The 17328-nt window shown below is 71.1% G+C and carries 14 protein-coding genes and 1 tRNA gene; 14 read left to right on the forward strand and 1 reads right to left on the reverse strand.

Annotated elements, in window-relative coordinates; genetic code table 11:
* The first annotated feature begins 44 nt into the window (after window positions 1–44).
* Both DEJ08_RS07780 and DEJ08_RS07785 read left to right on the forward strand, forming a co-directional pair.
* On the forward strand, window positions 45–779 hold the full coding sequence (locus DEJ08_RS07780; protein WP_111055586.1) for a DsbA family oxidoreductase: 735 nt from the start codon (window positions 45–47) through the stop codon (window positions 777–779).
* A gap of 5 nt (window positions 780–784) precedes the next feature.
* On the forward strand, window positions 785–1048 hold the full coding sequence (locus tag DEJ08_RS07785) for a hypothetical protein (protein WP_146248572.1): 264 nt from the start codon (window positions 785–787) through the stop codon (window positions 1046–1048).
* An 8-nt stretch (window positions 1049–1056) separates the two neighbouring features.
* Here the strand turns inward: DEJ08_RS07785 and DEJ08_RS07790 are convergent, their stop codons facing one another.
* The gene (locus DEJ08_RS07790) at window positions 1057–1542 is read right to left on the reverse strand and encodes an aminoacyl-tRNA deacylase (protein ID WP_111055588.1); all 486 of its coding nucleotides are present in this window, start codon (window positions 1540–1542) and stop codon (window positions 1057–1059) included.
* Window positions 1543–1589: 47 nt separating this feature from the next.
* Between DEJ08_RS07790 and dusB the strand changes: the two genes are divergently transcribed.
* The 12 genes from dusB to DEJ08_RS07850 all read left to right on the forward strand — a co-directional run bounded on the left by dusB (window position 1590) and on the right by DEJ08_RS07850 (window position 17317).
* Window positions 1590–2756: a tRNA dihydrouridine synthase DusB gene (dusB, locus tag DEJ08_RS07795; RefSeq protein WP_111055589.1), complete on the forward strand. Its 1167-nt coding sequence runs from the start codon at window positions 1590–1592 to the stop codon at window positions 2754–2756.
* Window positions 2753–4048 carry a deoxyguanosinetriphosphate triphosphohydrolase gene (locus DEJ08_RS07800; protein WP_111055590.1) on the forward strand — a complete coding sequence of 432 codons (1296 nt, stop codon included), beginning with the start codon at window positions 2753–2755 and terminating at the stop codon, window positions 4046–4048. Before dusB ends, DEJ08_RS07800 begins: the two co-directional genes overlap by 4 nt.
* Before the next feature lie 40 nt (window positions 4049–4088).
* Window positions 4089–6008 (forward strand): DNA primase, encoded by a 1920-nt coding sequence (gene dnaG / locus DEJ08_RS07805; RefSeq protein WP_111055591.1) that lies wholly within the window; start codon window positions 4089–4091, stop codon window positions 6006–6008.
* A 1123-nt stretch (window positions 6009–7131) separates the two neighbouring features.
* Window positions 7132–8748, forward strand: a complete 1617-nt coding sequence (locus tag DEJ08_RS07810) for an ABC transporter substrate-binding protein (protein ID WP_071405356.1) — start codon at window positions 7132–7134, stop codon at window positions 8746–8748.
* 84 nt (window positions 8749–8832) lie between these two features.
* Window positions 8833–9942, forward strand: coding sequence for an ABC transporter permease (locus tag DEJ08_RS07815; protein WP_502869455.1), 1110 nt, complete (start codon window positions 8833–8835; stop codon window positions 9940–9942).
* Between the two features lie 2 nt (window positions 9943–9944).
* Entirely contained in the window at window positions 9945–11024 is a 1080-nt protein-coding gene (locus tag DEJ08_RS07820) for an ABC transporter permease (RefSeq protein ID WP_111055383.1), read from the forward strand.
* The gene (locus DEJ08_RS07825; protein ID WP_110864663.1) at window positions 11021–12718 is read left to right on the forward strand and encodes an ABC transporter ATP-binding protein; all 1698 of its coding nucleotides are present in this window, start codon (window positions 11021–11023) and stop codon (window positions 12716–12718) included. Before DEJ08_RS07820 ends, DEJ08_RS07825 begins: the two co-directional genes overlap by 4 nt.
* Window positions 12719–12866: 148 nt before the next feature.
* Window positions 12867–13796 carry an ATP-binding cassette domain-containing protein gene (locus DEJ08_RS07830; RefSeq protein ID WP_111055382.1) on the forward strand — a complete coding sequence of 310 codons (930 nt, stop codon included), beginning with the start codon at window positions 12867–12869 and terminating at the stop codon, window positions 13794–13796.
* Window positions 13793–14803, forward strand: a complete 1011-nt coding sequence (locus tag DEJ08_RS07835) for a D-isomer specific 2-hydroxyacid dehydrogenase family protein (RefSeq protein ID WP_258367255.1) — start codon at window positions 13793–13795, stop codon at window positions 14801–14803. The genes DEJ08_RS07830 and DEJ08_RS07835 overlap by 4 nt, the downstream gene beginning before the upstream one ends.
* A 115-nt stretch (window positions 14804–14918) precedes the next feature.
* Window positions 14919–14991, forward strand: a tRNA-Asn gene (locus tag DEJ08_RS07840).
* An 86-nt stretch (window positions 14992–15077) separates the two neighbouring features.
* Entirely contained in the window at window positions 15078–16610 is a 1533-nt protein-coding gene (locus tag DEJ08_RS07845) for a hypothetical protein (RefSeq protein ID WP_111055381.1), read from the forward strand.
* A gap of 131 nt (window positions 16611–16741) precedes the next feature.
* On the forward strand, window positions 16742–17317 hold the full coding sequence (locus tag DEJ08_RS07850) for a pentapeptide repeat-containing protein (protein WP_244993470.1): 576 nt from the start codon (window positions 16742–16744) through the stop codon (window positions 17315–17317).
* The last annotated feature ends 11 nt before the right edge of the window (window positions 17318–17328 follow it).

Below are 17328 nucleotides of genomic sequence, written 5' to 3' on the forward strand. Positions count from 1 at the left end.
GCCAGCGACGGGAATGCGCGCCGCACAAGCGCGTTGGGGTCAGCATGAACGACTCCGTGAAGGTCGATGTCTGGTCGGACATCGCCTGCCCCTGGTGCTACATCGGCAAGCGCAAGTTCGAGGCCGGCGTCGCCGCGTTCGGCGCCTCGAGCGAGGGCCGCCCCGTCGAGGTCGAGTACCACTCCTTCGAGCTCAGCCCGGACACCCCCGTCGACTTCGAGGGCACCGAGGCCGAGTTCCTCTCGGGCCACAAGGGCATGCCCGTCGACCAGGCGCAGCAGATGCTCGACCAGGTCACTGCCATCGCCGCGGGCGTCGGCCTCGAGTACGACTTCGAGGCCATGCACCACACCAACACCGTGAAGGCCCACCAGGTCATCCACCTCGCCAAGCAGCACGGCAAGCAGCTCGAGATGGTCGAGCGCCTGTTCACCGCCTACTTCGAGCGCGGTGAGCACGTCGGACAGGAGTCCTCGCTCGCCGACCTGGCGGCGGAGATCGGTCTCGACCGCGACGAGGTCCTCAGCACCCTGCGCGACGACGCCCAGCTCGCCGCGGTCCGCGCCGACCAGGCCCAGGCCGAGGCGTACGGGATCAACGGCGTGCCGTTCTTCGTGATCGACGGCAAGTACGGCGTCTCCGGCGCCCAGGACCCCACGGCGTTCGAGCAGGTGCTCCGCCAGGTGGTCGCGCTCCGCGAGACCACGCCGGAGGAGGTCGCGTCGGCGGCCGAGCGCGCCGCGGACGACGCGAGCGCGGACGTGGCGGTGACCCGATGACGGACATGACCATCAGCGACCAGGGCGCGGTGCGCCTCCAGGCCGTGACGTCGGTCCCGTCCGTGCCGGACGCGCTCACGGGGCTGCCGGGCGTTCGCGCCTTCTCCGCCGCTTCCGGCGTTCCCGGCGTTCCCGGCCTGGAGGCCCGTCCCGCGTTGCTGACGCTCGTCACGCCCGGCGGTGCGCCGGTCTGCGAGGGCGACGCGTGCCTGATCGACGCCGGCTCGTTCGCCGGGGCCGAGGGCGACTGGTCCGAGGTGCCGGACTGACGGCTGCGTCAGTCGCGCTGCGGTTCCTCGTCGGTGATGTCGGCGACGGTCGCGCCGTAGGCGGCGACGAGCGCATCGGCGTCGACGAAGGCGCTCGCGCCGTGCCGGCCCGCACCCAGGGCGACGCGGCGGCCGACGATGCGCTCGTCGGCGTACACCGGCAGGTCGCCCGTGGCACCGATCGGCGTGATGGTGCCGCGCTCGTAGCCGGACGCCCCGAGCGCGGTGGTGGCGTCGGGCATCGAGAGCTTGTTGACGCCGACGACCGTGCGGAGCTTCTTCCAGGCGATGCTGCGGCCGCCGGGCACCAGGGCGAGCAGGAACCCGCCGTCGTGGCGCTTCACCACCAGGGTCTTGACGATGTCGCCGGGCTCGATGCCGAGCAGTCCGGCGGCCTCGTGCAGGGAGTCCGCGGCCGGGCGTTCGACCACCTCGACCGGCAGGCCACGGGCCTGGGCGTCGGCGTCGAACCGGGTGCTGGCGTCGGTCGTCATGTGGAGAACGCTACCGGCGCGCACCGACGTGGGAAGATGGGACAGGTATGACGATCACACAAGCACCCGCCTCGCGAGTCGGCGGCCCCCTGCGCATCGGCCCGATCGAGGTCGACGTGCCGGTCGTGCTCGCGCCGATGGCCGGGATCACCAACATGGCGTACCGCCGGCTGTGCCGCGAGTACGGCGCCGGGCTCTACGTGTGCGAGATGATCACCTCGCGTGCGCTGGTCGAACGGACCCCCGTGTCGATGCAGCTCATCCAGCACCACGAGTCCGAGACCCCGCGGTCGATCCAGCTGTACGGCGTCGAGCCGAAGACCGTGGCCGAGGCGGCGTCGATCCTGGTGGGCGAGGACCGTGCCGACCACATCGACCTGAACTTCGGGTGCCCGGTGCCCAAGGTCACCCGCAAGGGCGGCGGCGCGGCCCTGCCCTGGAAGCTCGACCTCTTCCGCGAACTCGTCACCAAGACCGTGCGCGCCGCCGGTGCCGTCCCCGTCACGGTGAAGATGCGCAAGGGCATCGACGAGGACCACCTGACCTACCTCGACGCCGCCCGCATCGCGCGCGACGCCGGTGTCGCCGCGGTGTCGCTGCACGCCCGCACCGCGAGCGAGCACTACTCCGGGCACGCCGACTGGTCGGCGATCGCCGCGCTGAAGGAGACCGTCACCGACATCCCGATCCTCGGCAACGGCGACATCTGGTCGGCCGCCGACGCGCTCCGGATGATCGACGAGACCGGTGCCGACGGCGTGGTCGTCGGCCGTGGCTGCCTCGGCCGTCCGTGGCTGTTCGGTGACCTGGCCGCGGCGTTCCGCGGCGAGGGGCTGCGGTACATGCCGTCCCTGGGCGAGGTCGCCGACGGGTTCCGCCGGCACGCCGAGCTGCTCGTCGAGTTCTTCGGCGACGAAGAGCACGCCTGCCGCGACATCCGCAAGCACGTGGCCTGGTACTTCAAGGGGTACCCGATCGGCAGCGACGTCCGGGCCGGCCTGGCGATGGCGTCGAGCCTGCAGGAGATCGACGACTTCCTCGGCCAGCTCGACCACGACGCGCCGTACCCGGGTGCCGACGCCGAGGGGCCGCGCGGTCGTGCCGGGCACCCGAAGCGCACCGCCCTGCCCGACCGCTGGCTCGAGAGCCGCGACGTCGACTCCGAGTTCCGCAAGGTCCTGGCCGCCGCCGAGCTGCACCACAGCGGCGGATGAGCGCCACCGCCTCGTACGGCCCGGCGGACGCGGAGCGCTGGCTCCCCGAGGAGCACGGCAACCGCCGCTCGGACTTCGCCCGTGACCGCGCCCGACTACTGCACTCCAGTGCGCTCCGGCGCCTGGCAGCGAAGACCCAGGTGCTCAGCCCGACCGCGGGGCTCGACTTCGCCCGCAACCGGCTGACCCACTCGCTCGAGGTCGCGCAGGTCGGCCGCGAGCTCGCCGACTCGCTCGGACTCGACCCGGACGTGGTCGACACCGCGTGCCTGGCGCACGACATCGGGCACCCGCCGTTCGGGCACAACGGCGAGACGGCCGTGAACGCCTGGGCGACCGGCATCGGTGGCTTCGAGGGCAACGCGCAGACGCTCCGGCTGCTGACGCGGCTCGAGCCGAAGGTCTACGGCGTCCGGCCCGGCGCCGACGTCGACCGTCCGTTCGGGCTCAACCTGACCCGTGCGTCGTTGGACGCCAGCTGCAAGTACCCGTGGCCCGCTGCGCAGGGGGTGTCGGAGTCGTCGTCCGGGCGCACCAAGTTCGGCTTCTACGACGACGACCACGACGCCTTCGAGTGGCTCCGTGCCGGCGCGCCGCGCCGCCAGCGGTGCATCGAGGCGCAGGTCATGGACCTCGCCGACGACATCGCGTACTCGGTGCACGACTTCGAGGACGCCGTCGTCGCCGGGTTCATCGACGTCGCGGCCCTGGGCGACCGCGTCGGTGAGAACGACATCGTGACCGCCATGCACGCCTGGGTCGGCGACGACCTGAGCCGCGACGAGCTGCTCGAGGCGTTCGACCGCCTGCGCGAGTTGCCGCTCTGGATGACCGCGTACGACGGCTCCCGCCGTGACGCCGCACGCCTGAAGAACCTGACGTCGCAGCTGATCGGACGCTTCGCGCGCACCGCCACGACGGCCACCCGCGAGTCCTACGCCTCGGGATCGCTCGTGCGGTTCGCCGCGTCGGTCGTCACCCCGCCCGAGATCATCGGCGAGATCGCGGTGCTCAAGGGCATCGTCGCGGCCTTCGTGATGACCCAGGGCGACCGTCAGCCCGTGTACGAGGACCAGCGTCGCGTGCTCACCGAACTGCTCGACGCGCTGGCGGCGACCGGTGCGTCCGACCTCGAGCCGGGCTTCGCCGCCGACTGGCACGCTGCGGACGACGACACCGGCCGACTGCGCGCCGTCGTCGACCAGGTCGCGAGCCTGACCGACCAGGGCGCACTCGCCTGGCACCGACGTCTGGTGGTGGGTGACCGTGACCCGGTCCACATCGCCGTCTGACCGGTCCGCCGACGTCGGTCCCACGAACTAGGATCGAGGGGTGGCTGGCAGGATCGCGCGGAACGACATCGACGAGGTCCGCTCGCGTGTCAACATCGCCGACGTCGTGGGCGACTACGTCACGCTGAAGCACGCGGGCGTCGGGTCGATGAAGGGCCTGTGCCCCTTCCACGACGAGCGCTCCCCGTCGTTCCACGTCCGGCCCCAGGTCGGCCGCTACCACTGCTTCGGCTGCGGCGAGGACGGCGACGTCTTCAGCTTCATCATGGCGCAGGACCACACCACCTTCGCCGAGGCCGTCGAGCGCATGGCCGCGAAGATCGGCTTCACCCTGCACTACGAAGAGGGCGACGGGCCGCGCACCGACTACAACACCCGTGCCCGGCTGATCGCGGCGAACGAAGCCGCGCTCGAGTACTTCACGGGGCAGCTCACCACGGCCGCCGCCGACCCCGCCCGCCGGTTCCTGGGGGAGCGCGGGTTCGACCCCTCGGCCGCCCAGCACTTCGGCGTCGGGTTCGCGCCGAAGTCCTACGACATGCTCAAGGACCACCTGCGCGGGCGCGGCTTCACGATGGAAGAGCTCGTGTCCGCCGGCCTCGTCAGCCAGGGTGACCGCTCGCCGTACGACCGGTTCCGCGGGCGCCTGATGTGGCCGATCCGCGACGTCACCGGGGCCACCATCGGCTTCGGGGCGCGCCGCCTGCTCGAGGACGACAAGGGTCCCAAGTACCTCAACACGCCCGAGACCCCGATCTACCACAAGAGCCAGGTGCTCTACGGGCTCGACCTGGCCCGCCGCGACATCTCGAAGCAGAAGCAGGTCGTCATCGTCGAGGGCTACACCGACGTGATGGCGTGTCACGTCGCGGGCGTCACGACCGCGGTCGCCACCTGTGGCACGTCGTTCGGCGTCGACCACATCAAGGTGCTCCGCCCGATGCTCGGCGACCTGGCTGGCGCCGACCCGAACGCCAACGGTGAGGTCGTGTTCACGTTCGACCCCGACGAGGCCGGGCAGCGTGCCGCCTCTCGTGCGTTCGCGGAGGAACAGCGCTTCGCGGCGCAGACCTACGTCGCCGTGGCACCCGGCGGGCTCGACCCGTGCGACCTCCGGCTCGCCCGCGGCGACGACGCCATCCGCCGCCTGGTCACGAACAAGCGCCCGATGTTCGAGTTCATGATCCGCCGCACGCTCGACGGCCACGACCTCGAGACCGTCGAGGGGCGCGTCGGTGCCCTGCGTGCGGCCGCGCCCGTGCTCGCCGGCATCCGCGACCGCTCGCTGACGCAGGGCTACGTCCGCGAACTCGCCGGCTGGCTGGGCATGGAGATCCCCGAGGTCCGTCGGTCGGTCGAGACGGCCAGGCGCCGTGCGGGCTCTGCCGGGCAGGACGACCGGTCCGGAGGCGCCGGGCGCGACGGCCGCAACGGGAACGGCACCGACGGGGCCGACACCCCCGACGAGCCCGTCGCCGGCATCCGCTCGCTGCCGAACGACCCGATCAGCCGCATGGAGCGCGACGCCGTGATGGCGATGGTGCAGCAGCCCACGTCCGTCGGCGCACCGATGCTCGGGCTCGCCGCGTCGGCCACGTTCTCGACGCCGATGCTCGCCGCGGTGCGGGACGCCGTGGTCGCCAACGTCGACGTCATCGGCGCGGGGGACTGGCTCGACCGGCTGCTCGCCGACGTGCCGGCGCCGCTGCGAACCCTGACGCACGAACTCGCCCTCGCACCCATCCCCGCGCGCAACGCGGAGGACCTGGCGGCCTACTGCCGGAGCATCGTCGTGGCCCTGGTCGAGCGCGACCTGCTCGCCCGCAAGGCCTCGTTGCTCGGGCAGCTGCAGCGCGCCGACCCGCACGAGCAGGCCGAGCGTCGCGCCGAGATCCAGCGGCAGCTCGTCGACATCGACGGACAGCGGATGCGGTTGCGCGCCGACGCCGAGGCGTCCTAGGGCTCTTCGCGCGGCTGGTGCCGGGCGTGCGCGAGGTCGCCCCGGTCGGCCCCGGTCGCACGACGCGCCGCGTGCGTGTCGTCGAGGTCGCACGGACTGTCGCGCGGCAGGCCCGTGAGCGGCGGTTCGTGCGACCTCGGCGGTCCGTGAGTGGTCAGGACGTGCCGCGTGTGGGGCGTCGAGTGGTCGCAGATTGTCGGTTGGCCGGGGTCCGGCCGACGGGACGTGACCGCGCGCGGTGGGGCGGGCGGTGAGTCGTGACCAGTCGGCGGGGGCGAGGGGCGCAGCGGACGCGGGGCGGGCCTCCCGGCCGAGGGGGCGAGGTCGCACGACGCGCCGCGTGCGCTTCGCCGAGGTCGCACGAACTGTCGCACGGTGGGGCTGCGAGCGGCAGTTCGTGCGACCTCGGCGAGGGTGAGTGGTCAGGACGTGCCGTCTGTCGGGCCTCGAGTGGTCGCAGGGTGTCGGTTGGCCGGGGTCCGGCCGACGGGACGTGACCGCGTGGGGTGGGGCGGGCGGGGAGTCGTGACCAGTCGGCGGGGTGTGGGGCGCGGCGGACGCGGGGCGGGCCTCCCGGCCGAGGGGGCGAGGTCGCACGACGCGCCGCGTGCGCGCCGAGGTCGCACGAACTGTCGCACGGTGGGGCTGCGAGCGGCAGTTCGTGCGACCTCGGCGAGGGTGAGTGGTCAGGACGTGCCGTCTGTCGGGCCTCGAGTGGTCGCAGGGTGTCGGTTGGCCGGGGTCCGGCCGACGGGACGTGACCGCGCGTGGTGGGGCGGGCGGTGAGTCGTGACCAGTCGGCGGGGGCGAGGGGGCGCGGCGGTCGCGGGGCGGGCCTCCTGGCCGGGCGGGCGTGATCGCACGAACCGTCGCTCGACAGGCGCTCTCGAGCGCCAGACTGCCCCGGTTGCACCACGCAACTTTCGTGCGTGACGCGCCGCTCGACTCCGGCGGAATCATGCATCACGCGGCGGGCCCGTGCATTACAGCGGTGTAAACAAATCGCCCCCGGTTCGTTCTGTTCCGTGACAGGGTGATACCAATGAGCGTTCCTGGCCGGGCACACAGACGTTCCACCCTCCGGCTCAGGACTCTTGCAATCATGACCAGAGAGGCAGCGGACATGGCATCCGTGACCAAGTGGGGCAAGCGCGGCATCGCGCTCGGCGCCGGTGCAGCAGCGACGGCGCTGGTGCTGACCGGCTGCGCGAGCAGCAGCGTGAGTGACACCGAACTGAACGGCCTGAGCATCGGGACGACGGACAAGATCACGTCCCTCGACCCGGCCGGTTCCTACGACAACGGCTCCTTCGCCGTGCAGAACCAGGTGTTCCCGTTCCTGATGAACACGCCCGTGGGGAGCCCGGACGTCGAACCGGACATCGCCACGAAGGCGGAGTTCACGAACCCGACCACCTACGAGGTCACCCTCAAGGACGGGCTCGAGTTCGCGAACGGCAACAAGCTCACGTCGAGCGACGTGAAGTTCTCGTTCGACCGCGAGCTGAAGATCAACAACGAGAACGGTCCGCAGTCGCTGCTGGCCAACCTCAAGAGCATCGACACCCCGGACGACACCACCGTGGTGTTCAACCTCGACCACGCCGACCAGACCTGGCCGCAGGTGCTCTCGAGCCCCGCGGGTCCGATCGTCGACGAGGACGTCTTCAGCGCGACGAAGCTCACCAGCGCCGACGACATCGTCAAGGGCAAGGCGTTCGCCGGGCAGTACCAGATCAGCTCCTACAAGGAGAACGACACGATCCAGTACAAGACGAACCCGAAGTACGACGGCCTCCTCGGCAAGGCGAAGACCGACGAGGTCACCGCCAGCTACTACACCAAGGAGACCGACCTCAAGCTCGCCGTGCAGAAGGGCGACGTCGACGTGGCGTACCGCTCCCTGACGCCGACCGACATCTCGGACCTGCGCAAGGACGACTCCCTCAAGGTCACCGACGGCCCCGGCGGCGAGATCCGCTACGTGGTCTTCAACTTCAAGACGCAGCCGTTCGGCACCGGGCAGGACGACGCCGACGAGGCGAAGGCCCTGGCCGTGCGTCAGGCAGCCGCCGACGTGGTCGACCGCGCCCAGCTCGCGAAGGAGGTCTACAACGACACCTTCACCCCGCTGTACTCGATGGTCCCGGACGGCCTGACCGGCGCGGTCCAGCCGTTCAAGGAGATGTACGGCGACGGCGACGGCGGCGCGGACGTGTCCAAGGCGAAGAAGACGCTGTCTGACGCCGGCGTCAAGGGCAAGGTGCAGCTCGACATCCAGTACGCGCCCGACCACTACGGTTCGGCCTCGGACGACGAGTACGCGCTGCTCAAGCAGCAGCTCGAGGACTCCGGTCTGTTCACCGTCAACATCCAGTCGACGGTCTACACGACCTACGCCCAGGAGCGCACCAAGGACGCCTACCCCGTGTACCAGCTCGGCTGGTTCCCGGACTTCTCCGACGCCGACAACTACCTGTCGCCGTTCTTCACCAAGGAGAACTTCGTCCAGAACCACTACGACGACCCGGAGATCCAGGACCTCATCGCGAAGGAGCAGGCCGAGTCCGACCCGGACAAGCGTGCTGACCTGATCGAGCAGGCCCAGGAGCGCGAGGCCACCCAGATCTCGACGCTGCCGCTGCTGCAGGGCAAGTCCGTCGCGGTCGCCGGCAAGGACGTCAAGGGCCTGACCCTCGACGCCTCGTTCAAGTTCCGGTACGCCACCCTGAGCAAGTAGCACCAAGCCCCACGTGCAGGCCGCGGGCGTTCCCACGAGGAACGCCCGCGTGCCTGTGCAACGGCGACGAAAGGCACACACCCCGTGACCCTCAGCACTCCCGAGGCGACGCAGGACGTGAACGGCACCGATCCCACCAAGCCACAGGCACAACGCAGTGCCAAGAACAGTGGTGGCGGACTCGGCCGGTACATCCTCGTCAGGTTCCTCCTCATCATCCCGACCGTCTTCATCCTGGTGACGCTCGTGTTCTTCCTGATGCGCGTCATCGGGAACCCGATCACCGCGTCGGTCGGCGGTCGACTCACGCCGAGCCAGCTGCAGGAACGCCTGCACGCCGCCGGGTACGACCGGCCGGTGCTCGTGCAGTACTTCGAGTACCTCGGCAACATCCTGCGCGGCGACTTCGGCACCTCGTCGACGGACAACCGTCCGATCACCGACATCATCGTCACGTACGGCGGTGCGACCGCGGAGCTCGTGTTCTACGCGCTCATCGTCGCGCTGGTGCTCGGCATCCCCCTCGGCATGCTCGCCGCGTACACGCGTGACAAGTGGCCGGACGTGCTGCTCCGCGCGCTGGCGATCCTGACCTACGCCACGCCGGTGTTCTTCGGCGGTCTGCTGCTCAAGCTCGTCTTCTCGGTGTGGCTCGGCTGGCTGCCCCTCGGCGACCGGGCCTCGACCCGGGTGTCGCTCATCCTCGACGGCATCCCCGGCGCGAGCGGCATCTACATCATCGACGCGCTCCGCACCGGCAACGCCCAGGTCATCGGCGACGTGCTCCAGCACGCCGTCCTGCCCGCGCTGACGCTCGGCCTGCTCACCGCCGGCATCTTCCTGCGCCTGGTGCGCGCGAACATGATCGGGTCGCTCGGCTCCGAGTACGTCGACGCCGCCCGGTCCCGCGGTGTGCGCGAGTCGCGGTTGGTGCGCACCCACGCGTTCCGTCCGGCCCTCGTGCCGATCATCACCGTGATGGGGCTGCAGATCGCGATGCTCCTGGGCGGCTCGGTGCTCACCGAGACGACCTTCGGGTGGCGCGGTCTGGGCTTCGAGCTCAACCAGTACCTGTCGGCCCGTGACTTCGTCGCGGTGCAGGGCATCGTCGCGATGCTGGCGGTGATCGTCGCGGTGACCAACTTCATGGTCGACGTCGTCGCCGCCCTGATCGACCCGAGAGTGAGGTTCTGACGATGGCCGACACCACCCTCGTCGACCGCCACGAGCCGCTCTGGAAGCGGCTCCCCGTGGTGGTCCAGCTGCGCCGGAGCACCGGCTGGCAGCGCGCCATGCTCATCGTCGGCGTGGTCATCTGTGCCCTCTACCTGCTCGTCGCGGTGTTCGCCCCGCTCCTCGCCCCGTACGGCTTCGGCCAGCTGCAGGGCGCGGACGGGCAGAGCTTCCCGCGCACCGGCGCACCGAGTGCCGAGCACATCTGGGGCACGACGGTCGGCGGCTTCGACGTGTTCAGTCGCGTGCTCTACGGCGCCCGCACGGCCGTGCTCGTCGTCATCGTCGCCGTGATCGTCTCGATCATCGTCGGTGTCCTGCTCGGCATGGTCTCCGGGTACCTGGGCGGCTGGCTCGACCGCGTCCTGGTGGTCGTGGCCGACGCCATCTACGCGTTCCCGTCGCTGCTGCTCGCGATCATCGTGTCCATCGTCATCTCCGGCGGCAACTCGAGCTACTCGGGCGGCATCATCGCGGCGGCGATCTCGATCACCGTCGTGTACGTGCCGCAGTACTTCCGCGTGGTCCGTGCCGAGGCCGTCCGGCTGAAGAACGACGCGTTCGTCGAGTCGGCGCGCGTGATGGGCACGAACCCGTGGCGCATCATGACGCGGCACGTCCTGCGGAACTCGACCCGTTCGCTGCCGCTCATCCTGACGCTCAACGCGAGCGACGCGATCCTGACCCTGGCCGGCCTCGGCTTCCTCGGGTTCGGCATCGGTCCGACGTCCGGTGCCGAGTGGGGCTACGACCTGAGCCGCGCGCTCTCGGACGTCGCGAGCGGCGTCTGGTGGACCGGTGTCTACCCGGGTGTCGCGATCGTGGTGCTCGTGCTCGGCGTGACCTTCATCGGCGAGAGCCTGAACGACATCTCCGACCCCCGCCTGCGGGCACGCCGACGCCTGAAGCAGCTCGTGTCCACGAGAGAAACGCGCGACACGCGCGAGACGCGCGAAACGCGCGACGCCGGCACACCCCGCGACACGCGCAACCCCGAGGCACCGCGCACCGCCGGGAACGACACGGAAGGGACGGGCGCATGACCCCGACCACCCGCCTGCAACCGGGCGACACCACCACCGAGCCGGTCGTCGTCGTCGACGACCTGACCGTCACCTTCGCGACCGACGGCGGCGCCGTCGACGCGGTCAAGGGCGTCAGCCTCGACGTCCGCCCCGGCGAGGTCCTCGCCCTGGTCGGCGAGTCCGGCTCCGGCAAGTCCGTCACGGCCCGCAGCATGCTGCGGCTCATGCCGGAGACGGCGACACTCGGCGGCGCGGTGCTGCTCGACGGCACCGACGTCGTGTCGGTCGGCTCGCAGAAGCTCCGCGAGCTCCGCGGGACCGCCGGCGCGATGGTGTTCCAGGAGCCGTCGACCGCGCTCAACCCGGTCTTCACCGTCGGGTGGCAGATCGCCGAGGGGCTCCGTGCCCACGGCGGCGTGTCCAAGAAGGAAGCACGGGCGAAGGCCATCGACTACCTCGGCCGCGTCGGCATCCCCGACCCCGAGACCCGCGTCGACCACTACCCGCACCAGTTCTCCGGTGGGCAGAAGCAGCGCGTGGTCATCGCGAGCGCACTGGCTCTCGAGCCGAGCGTCATCATCGCGGACGAGCCGACAACGGCACTCGACGTCACGGTGCAGGCCGAGATCCTCGACCTGCTGCGTCGCTGCCGCGACGAGTTCGGCACCGCGATCGTCGTCATCACGCACAACATGGGCGTCGTCGCCGACCTGGCCGACCGCGTCGCCGTGATGTACCAGGGCGAGATCGTCGAAGAGGCCACGGCGACGGCACTGTTCGCGACGCCGCAGGCCGACTACACCAAGCGGCTGCTCGCGGCGGTGCCCCGGCTCGAGGCGTCCACCGGGGTGGCCCGGCGCGCCGCGATCTCCGAGGACGTCACACCGCTGGTGGAGGCGAAGGGGCTCGAGATCGAGTACCCCGGGCGGCTCGGTTCGCCAGCGTTCAAGGCCGTCAAGGGCGTCGACCTGGCGATCCGTCCGGGCGAGGTCCTCGGCCTGGTGGGGGAGTCCGGCTCGGGCAAGACCACCATCGGCCGGGCCATGGCGGGCCTGACGAAGGTCACCGGCGGCTCGCTCAAGGTGCTCGGCGCCGAGATGCTCGGGTACCGCGAACGCGACTTCAAGCACCTGCGCAAGGACATCGGGTTCGTGTTCCAGGACCCGGCGACCTCGTTCAACCCGCTGCTGACGATCGCCGAGTGCGTCGCCGAGCCGCTGGTCGTGCACAAGGAGGTCTCGAGCCCCCGTGCCGCGCGCAAGCGGGTGGACGAGCTGCTCGAGGCCGTGCAGCTGCCGGCCGCGTACGGCGACCGCTACCCGCACGAGCTCTCCGGCGGGCAGCGCCAGCGCGCATCGCTCGCCCGGTCGCTCGCGCTCCGGCCGAAGCTGCTCATCGCCGACGAGCCGACGAGTGCGCTGGACGTCTCCGTGCAGGCCCGGGTGCTCGAGCTCTTCCTCGAGCTCCAGCAGGACCTCGGCTTCGCCTCGCTGTTCATCAGCCACGACCTCGCGGTCGTCGGCGCGCTGTCCGACCGGATCGCGGTGCTGTACCGCGGTGACCTGGTCGAGACGGGCACGACGGCGCAGGTCCTCGGTGCGCCGCAGCACCCCTACACGCAGCGGCTCCTCGCGTCGCTGCCGGTGCCGGACCCAGCGGAGCAGGCGGAGCGACGGCGTACGCTGGAGCGACTGGAGAACGTCGGGTCCTGACCCGACGTGACCCGCCCTGGAGGCCCGGCCAGCGTCGTCGACGCACGCCGGGCCTCCAGGGCGGTCGTCTCCACTGCTGCACGCACGACGGACCTGCCAGGGCGGCCCGTCGCGAACCGCCGCCAGGGGGCGGCGTGGAAGGGGACCCATGATCGCGGTCAACGGACCGGCGGTCGTCGCGGACGACGTGTCGATCGAGTACCGGGGCGGACGCGGGGGCGAGTCCATCCGGGCCGTCGACGGCTTGAGCCTCACGGTCCGGCAGGGGGAGATCCTCGCCCTGCTCGGTGAGTCGGGATCGGGCAAGTCGACCTTCGCCGCCGCCATCGCCGGCCAGCTCGGATCCCACGGCGAGGGCGAGGGCGCCCTCCGTCGGCACATCGTCGGCGGCGAGCTGACCGTGCTCGGCCAGAAGACCCGGGGCCTCCGTCCCTCGTCGCGCAAGCTCGAACGGCTGAGCGGCCGGATCGGGTACCTGCCGCAGGACGGCGCCGACCGGCTCAGCCCGGACCTGACCGTGGGCGAAGCCGTCGCCGAACCGATCTACGCCCGCGACCGCCGGTTCGACCGGCGCGAGGCCGGGCTCATCGTGGCCCGGCTGCTCGACGCGGTGCACCTGCCGCTCGGGGCGATGCGCCTGAACACGTGGGAGCTCTCGAGCGGGCAGCGCCAGCGCGTCGCCCTGGCGAAGGCGCTCGTGCTCGAACCCCAGCTCCTGGTCGCGGACGAACCAGCGCGCGGCGTCGACGTGCTCGTACGGCAGTCCGTGCTCGAGGCCCTGGCGACCCTGCAGCGCGGCCGACAGTTCTCCGCCGTCGTCGTGTCCAGCGACCTGCGCGAGGCCCGCGCCCTCGCCGACCGCGTCGCCGTGATGGCCGATGCCCGGCTCGTCGGGCTCGGCACCTTCGACGAGGTCCTCGACAACCCGGTCGACCCCTACGTGAAGACCCTCGCCTCGACCGCGGCCCGCGGCGTGAAGCGTCGTCCGGCACCGACCGCGGCCCGCCGTTCGTCGGCGCCGCGTCGTCCGCTCGCCGCCGGCACCGGCCCGCGCACCGACCGTCAGGAGAACGCGTGAGCGCCACAACCCAGGGCCCCCGCGGCCACCGCGCCGTCGTCCCCACGTCGGGCGCACCGCTGCCGATCGACGCCCCGCAGCCCGGGCCGGTCGCCGTGCTGCCGGAACCGACGGACCTGCACGTGGACGCCGTGACCGAGGCCGGCGGCACCGTCGCGCCGCTCGACGCCGACACCCGCGGCGTCGTCTGGCTCGACCCCCGTGACCCGGCCGGCCTCGCCGACGCGCTGTCCTCGGCGCCGGGGGTGGGCTGGGTGCAGCTGCCGTTCGCCGGCGTCGACGCCTTCGCGCACCTGATCCAGGAGCACGGCGACCGCGTGCTGTTCACCTCGGCCAAGGGCGCCTACGCGGAGCCGGTCGCCGAGCACGCGCTCGCGTTGACCCTCGGCACGCTCCGGGTCCTGCAGAAGCGCGCTCGTGCGTCGTCGTGGGCGACCGAGCCCGAGGGTGTCTCGCTGTACGGGCGGAACGTCGTCGTGATCGGTGCGGGCGGGATCGCCCTCGAGTACCTCCGGCTGCTCGCGCCGTTCGACGTCGACGTCACGGTCGTGCGCCGCTCGCCCGAGCCCGTGCCCGGAGCCGCGCGGACCGTCACCACCGACGAGCTCGACCGGGTCCTGCCGGACGCCGACGTCGTGATGATCGCGGCGGCGATGACCTCGGGCACCGCGAAGCTCTTCGGCGAGCAGCAGTTCCGGATCATGAAGCCGTCCGCCCGGCTCGTGAACATCGCCCGCGGCGGACTCGTCGACACCGACGCTTTGGTCGCCGCCCTGCGCGCGGGGGAGATCGCCGCGGTCGGCCTCGACGTCACCGACCCCGAGCCGCTGCCCGACGGGCACCCGCTCTGGTCGGAGCCCGGCGCGGTCATCACCCCGCACCAGGCCGACACCCCGGAGATGGTCGCACCGCTGCTCGCCGAGCGCGTCCGGCTCAACGCCGCGGCGTTCCTCGGGGGCGACGGCGGGGGCTTCGTCGGCGTCGTCGACCCGGTCGCCGGGTACTGACACGGGGACCTCGAAGCGCGGCGCGCCCGGGCTGCGTGTCCGATGCGGTGGAGGGCCTCAGCGTCCTGCTATGCTGTTACCCGTTGTTCGCACGTCATTCGCCAGCGGACAGTGATCCTCGATAGCTCAATTGGCAGAGCAGCCGGCTGTTAACCGGCAGGTTGTTGGTTCGAGTCCAACTCGGGGAGCGACAGGTCCTCATCCCTTCGGGGTGGGGATCTTTTGCGTTGCTGTCGTCGTGCGCGTTCGGTGCTCCCTGTACGATCGTTCCGTCATGACGAACACTCGGGAGTCCCGCCGCGGACGTTCGGAGCGAACGGAGCGGCGGTCCGTCGTGCAGGCGGTGGACGTCGCACTGTCGTCACGAGCGTCGTTCGTGGTGGTGCTGACGGTCTTCGTCGTCATGGGGTTCGCCTTCGCCGGGTGGTTCCACGTCCACGTGGCCGCGGCCCCGGACGAGCGAGGGCACGTCTGGAACATCCTGCTCTACGCCGAGCGCCCCGTGCTCGCGGGCCCCTACCTGCAGCAGGTCGACCCGTCGCAGCTCTGGATGGGCGAGCTCGTCCGGTCGCCGCTGTACCTGTACCACTACCTGATGTCGTTCCCCGCGCGCGGAGCACTCGCGATCGGGCTCGACTACGAGCAAGTCGTCTTCGTTCTCCGTGCCGTGGACGTGCTGTGGGCAGCTTCGGGGCTCATCGCGCTCCGGTCGCTGTTCCAGCACGCTCGCGTCCCCGCGTCGATCGGGCTGCTCGCGATCGTGGCGACGGCGTTCACGGGGCGGTTCACCTGGCAGGCCGCGTCGGTGAGCTACGACGCCCCGGCCATGGCAGCGCTCTTCGTGTTCGCCGCCGTCGCGGTCCGTTTCGTCCGCGGTGGGGGACTGCGCACGCTGGCCTGGATGGCCGTCGCAGCGCTGTTCGCCCTCCTGATGAAGTACTCGCAGGCGCCGTTCGTGCTCGCGGGAGGGTTCTTCGCCATCCTGCTGCGGTACCGCGCCGCCGGCTGGTCGTGGTTGCGGCACCCGGTGCAGCGAACCGTCGGGGGACTCCGCGCGCGACCCGGACAGTCGATCGTGCTGCTCGTGATCGGCGGTGTGCTGACCGCTCTCGCGATCGAGCGCTTCGGTCTGAACCTGTTGCAGTTCCACGCGGTGAACCCCGCCTGTACTGCCCTGCACAGTCGTGCCGATTGCATGGACTACGCGATCTTCCGCCGGAACTACGCCGCTTCCCGCGCCCACGACCTGGCCGAGGTGAACGGAACGCTGCCGGCATTCGCGCCGCTGTCCTTCCTGTGGTCATGGGTGACGATCTACTTCCAGTCACTGTTCTTCTTCTGGGGCGCCTCGTTCCCGTGGCGTCCGAACCCGTCGGTCGTCGTGTTCGGAGCCTCGAGCGCCGTCGTCGGCATCGGGATCGCGCTGACGCAGGCCCGACGGATCCTGCACGATCCGGCGCTCACCTGGTGCGCCGCGGTCGCGGCGACCTACACGTTCGCCGTCCTCTGCTTCAACGCCGCCACGATGGTCAACTTGGGGGAGTCGTACGCGTTCTCCGGTCGCTACCTGTTGCCAGCGATGCCGTTGGCCGTGGTCGTCGTCCTGGTCGGTGTCCGGACGTGGCTCCGACGTCTCCGACCGCGAACGCGTTCCGTCGCGACGGCCGTGGTCGGCGTGGTGCTCGCCGCGCTCTTCGTGTTGTACAACCCGCTGAGCGCGTTCTTCCCCTACGCACACTCCGCCGCGTGGTACTCCGATTGGGGGCTCGACGTCCTGCCGAGATGGCTGACCGGGGTCGAGTCGTGAGCGCGTCCCGTCGCGCCCGTGGGGTGAGCGTCGGAGTCGCCTCAGCTGCCTTCGTCGTGGTGATCGGTGTCGCAGCCTTCCTCAGGCCGGGCGACGACGGGGGTACGAGTCACGATGTCGACGGTTGTGCGGTGGTGTCCGAGCCGGGGCCGGCCACGGCGACGGCGTGCCCCGGAGCCGACCTGTCATCGGTCGATCTCTCGACGGCCGACCTCCGGCTCGCAGACCTGCGTGGTGCTGACCTCCGTGACGCAGACCTCTCCGAGACCGTGTTCTTCGGAGCCGACCTGCGCTCGACCGACCTGCGCGGCGCGGACCTCCGGGAGGCTGATCTGCACGCCGCCGATCTGCGCGGTGCTGATCTGCGCGGAGCCCGGCTCGCGGACGCTGATCTCTCCTCCGCCCGGATCGACGGTGCAGACGTCTCCGGTGCCGACCTGTCGGGCGCTCGGATCGAGCAGATGAGCGTCCGGGGCACAGCACTGGAACCCGGAGCGCTCTCGGTCCGGAGCACCGACGGCACAGCAGTCCGCGTCGTGCTCCGACTGGAACTGCCACTCGGACTGACTTCTCCGAACTGCAGTGACCGTGTGGTCACCGCGCCGGTCGGCACGACGACCGTCCGGTGCCAGATCCGCACGGACGCACGACACGGCGGTCGTCTCGAGGCGCCGGTGGACGTCGTCGTCGCCGGACAGGACAGCTGAACCTCGATCGC

Source organism: Curtobacterium sp. MCLR17_054, assembly GCF_003234335.2.
Classification (GTDB): domain Bacteria; phylum Actinomycetota; class Actinomycetes; order Actinomycetales; family Microbacteriaceae; genus Curtobacterium; species Curtobacterium flaccumfaciens.

Excerpts from the sequence above, each read along its gene's own strand:
- DEJ08_RS07780 (WP_111055586.1), top strand. The coding sequence starts at position 45 with ATGAACGACTCCGTGAAGGTCGATGTCTGGTCGGACATCGCCTGCCCC.
- DEJ08_RS07785 (WP_146248572.1), top strand. The coding sequence starts at position 785 with ATGACCATCAGCGACCAGGGCGCGGTGCGCCTCCAGGCCGTGACGTCG.
- DEJ08_RS07790 (WP_111055588.1), bottom strand. The coding sequence starts at position 1,542 with ATGACGACCGACGCCAGCACCCGGTTCGACGCCGACGCCCAGGCCCGT.
- dusB (WP_111055589.1), top strand. The coding sequence starts at position 1,590 with ATGACGATCACACAAGCACCCGCCTCGCGAGTCGGCGGCCCCCTGCGC.
- DEJ08_RS07800 (WP_111055590.1), top strand. The coding sequence starts at position 2,753 with ATGAGCGCCACCGCCTCGTACGGCCCGGCGGACGCGGAGCGCTGGCTC.
- DEJ08_RS07810 (WP_071405356.1), top strand. The coding sequence starts at position 7,132 with ATGGCATCCGTGACCAAGTGGGGCAAGCGCGGCATCGCGCTCGGCGCC.
- DEJ08_RS07820 (WP_111055383.1), top strand. The coding sequence starts at position 9,945 with ATGGCCGACACCACCCTCGTCGACCGCCACGAGCCGCTCTGGAAGCGG.
- DEJ08_RS07825 (WP_110864663.1), top strand. The coding sequence starts at position 11,021 with ATGACCCCGACCACCCGCCTGCAACCGGGCGACACCACCACCGAGCCG.
- DEJ08_RS07830 (WP_111055382.1), top strand. The coding sequence starts at position 12,867 with ATGATCGCGGTCAACGGACCGGCGGTCGTCGCGGACGACGTGTCGATC.
- DEJ08_RS07845 (WP_111055381.1), top strand. The coding sequence starts at position 15,078 with ATGACGAACACTCGGGAGTCCCGCCGCGGACGTTCGGAGCGAACGGAG.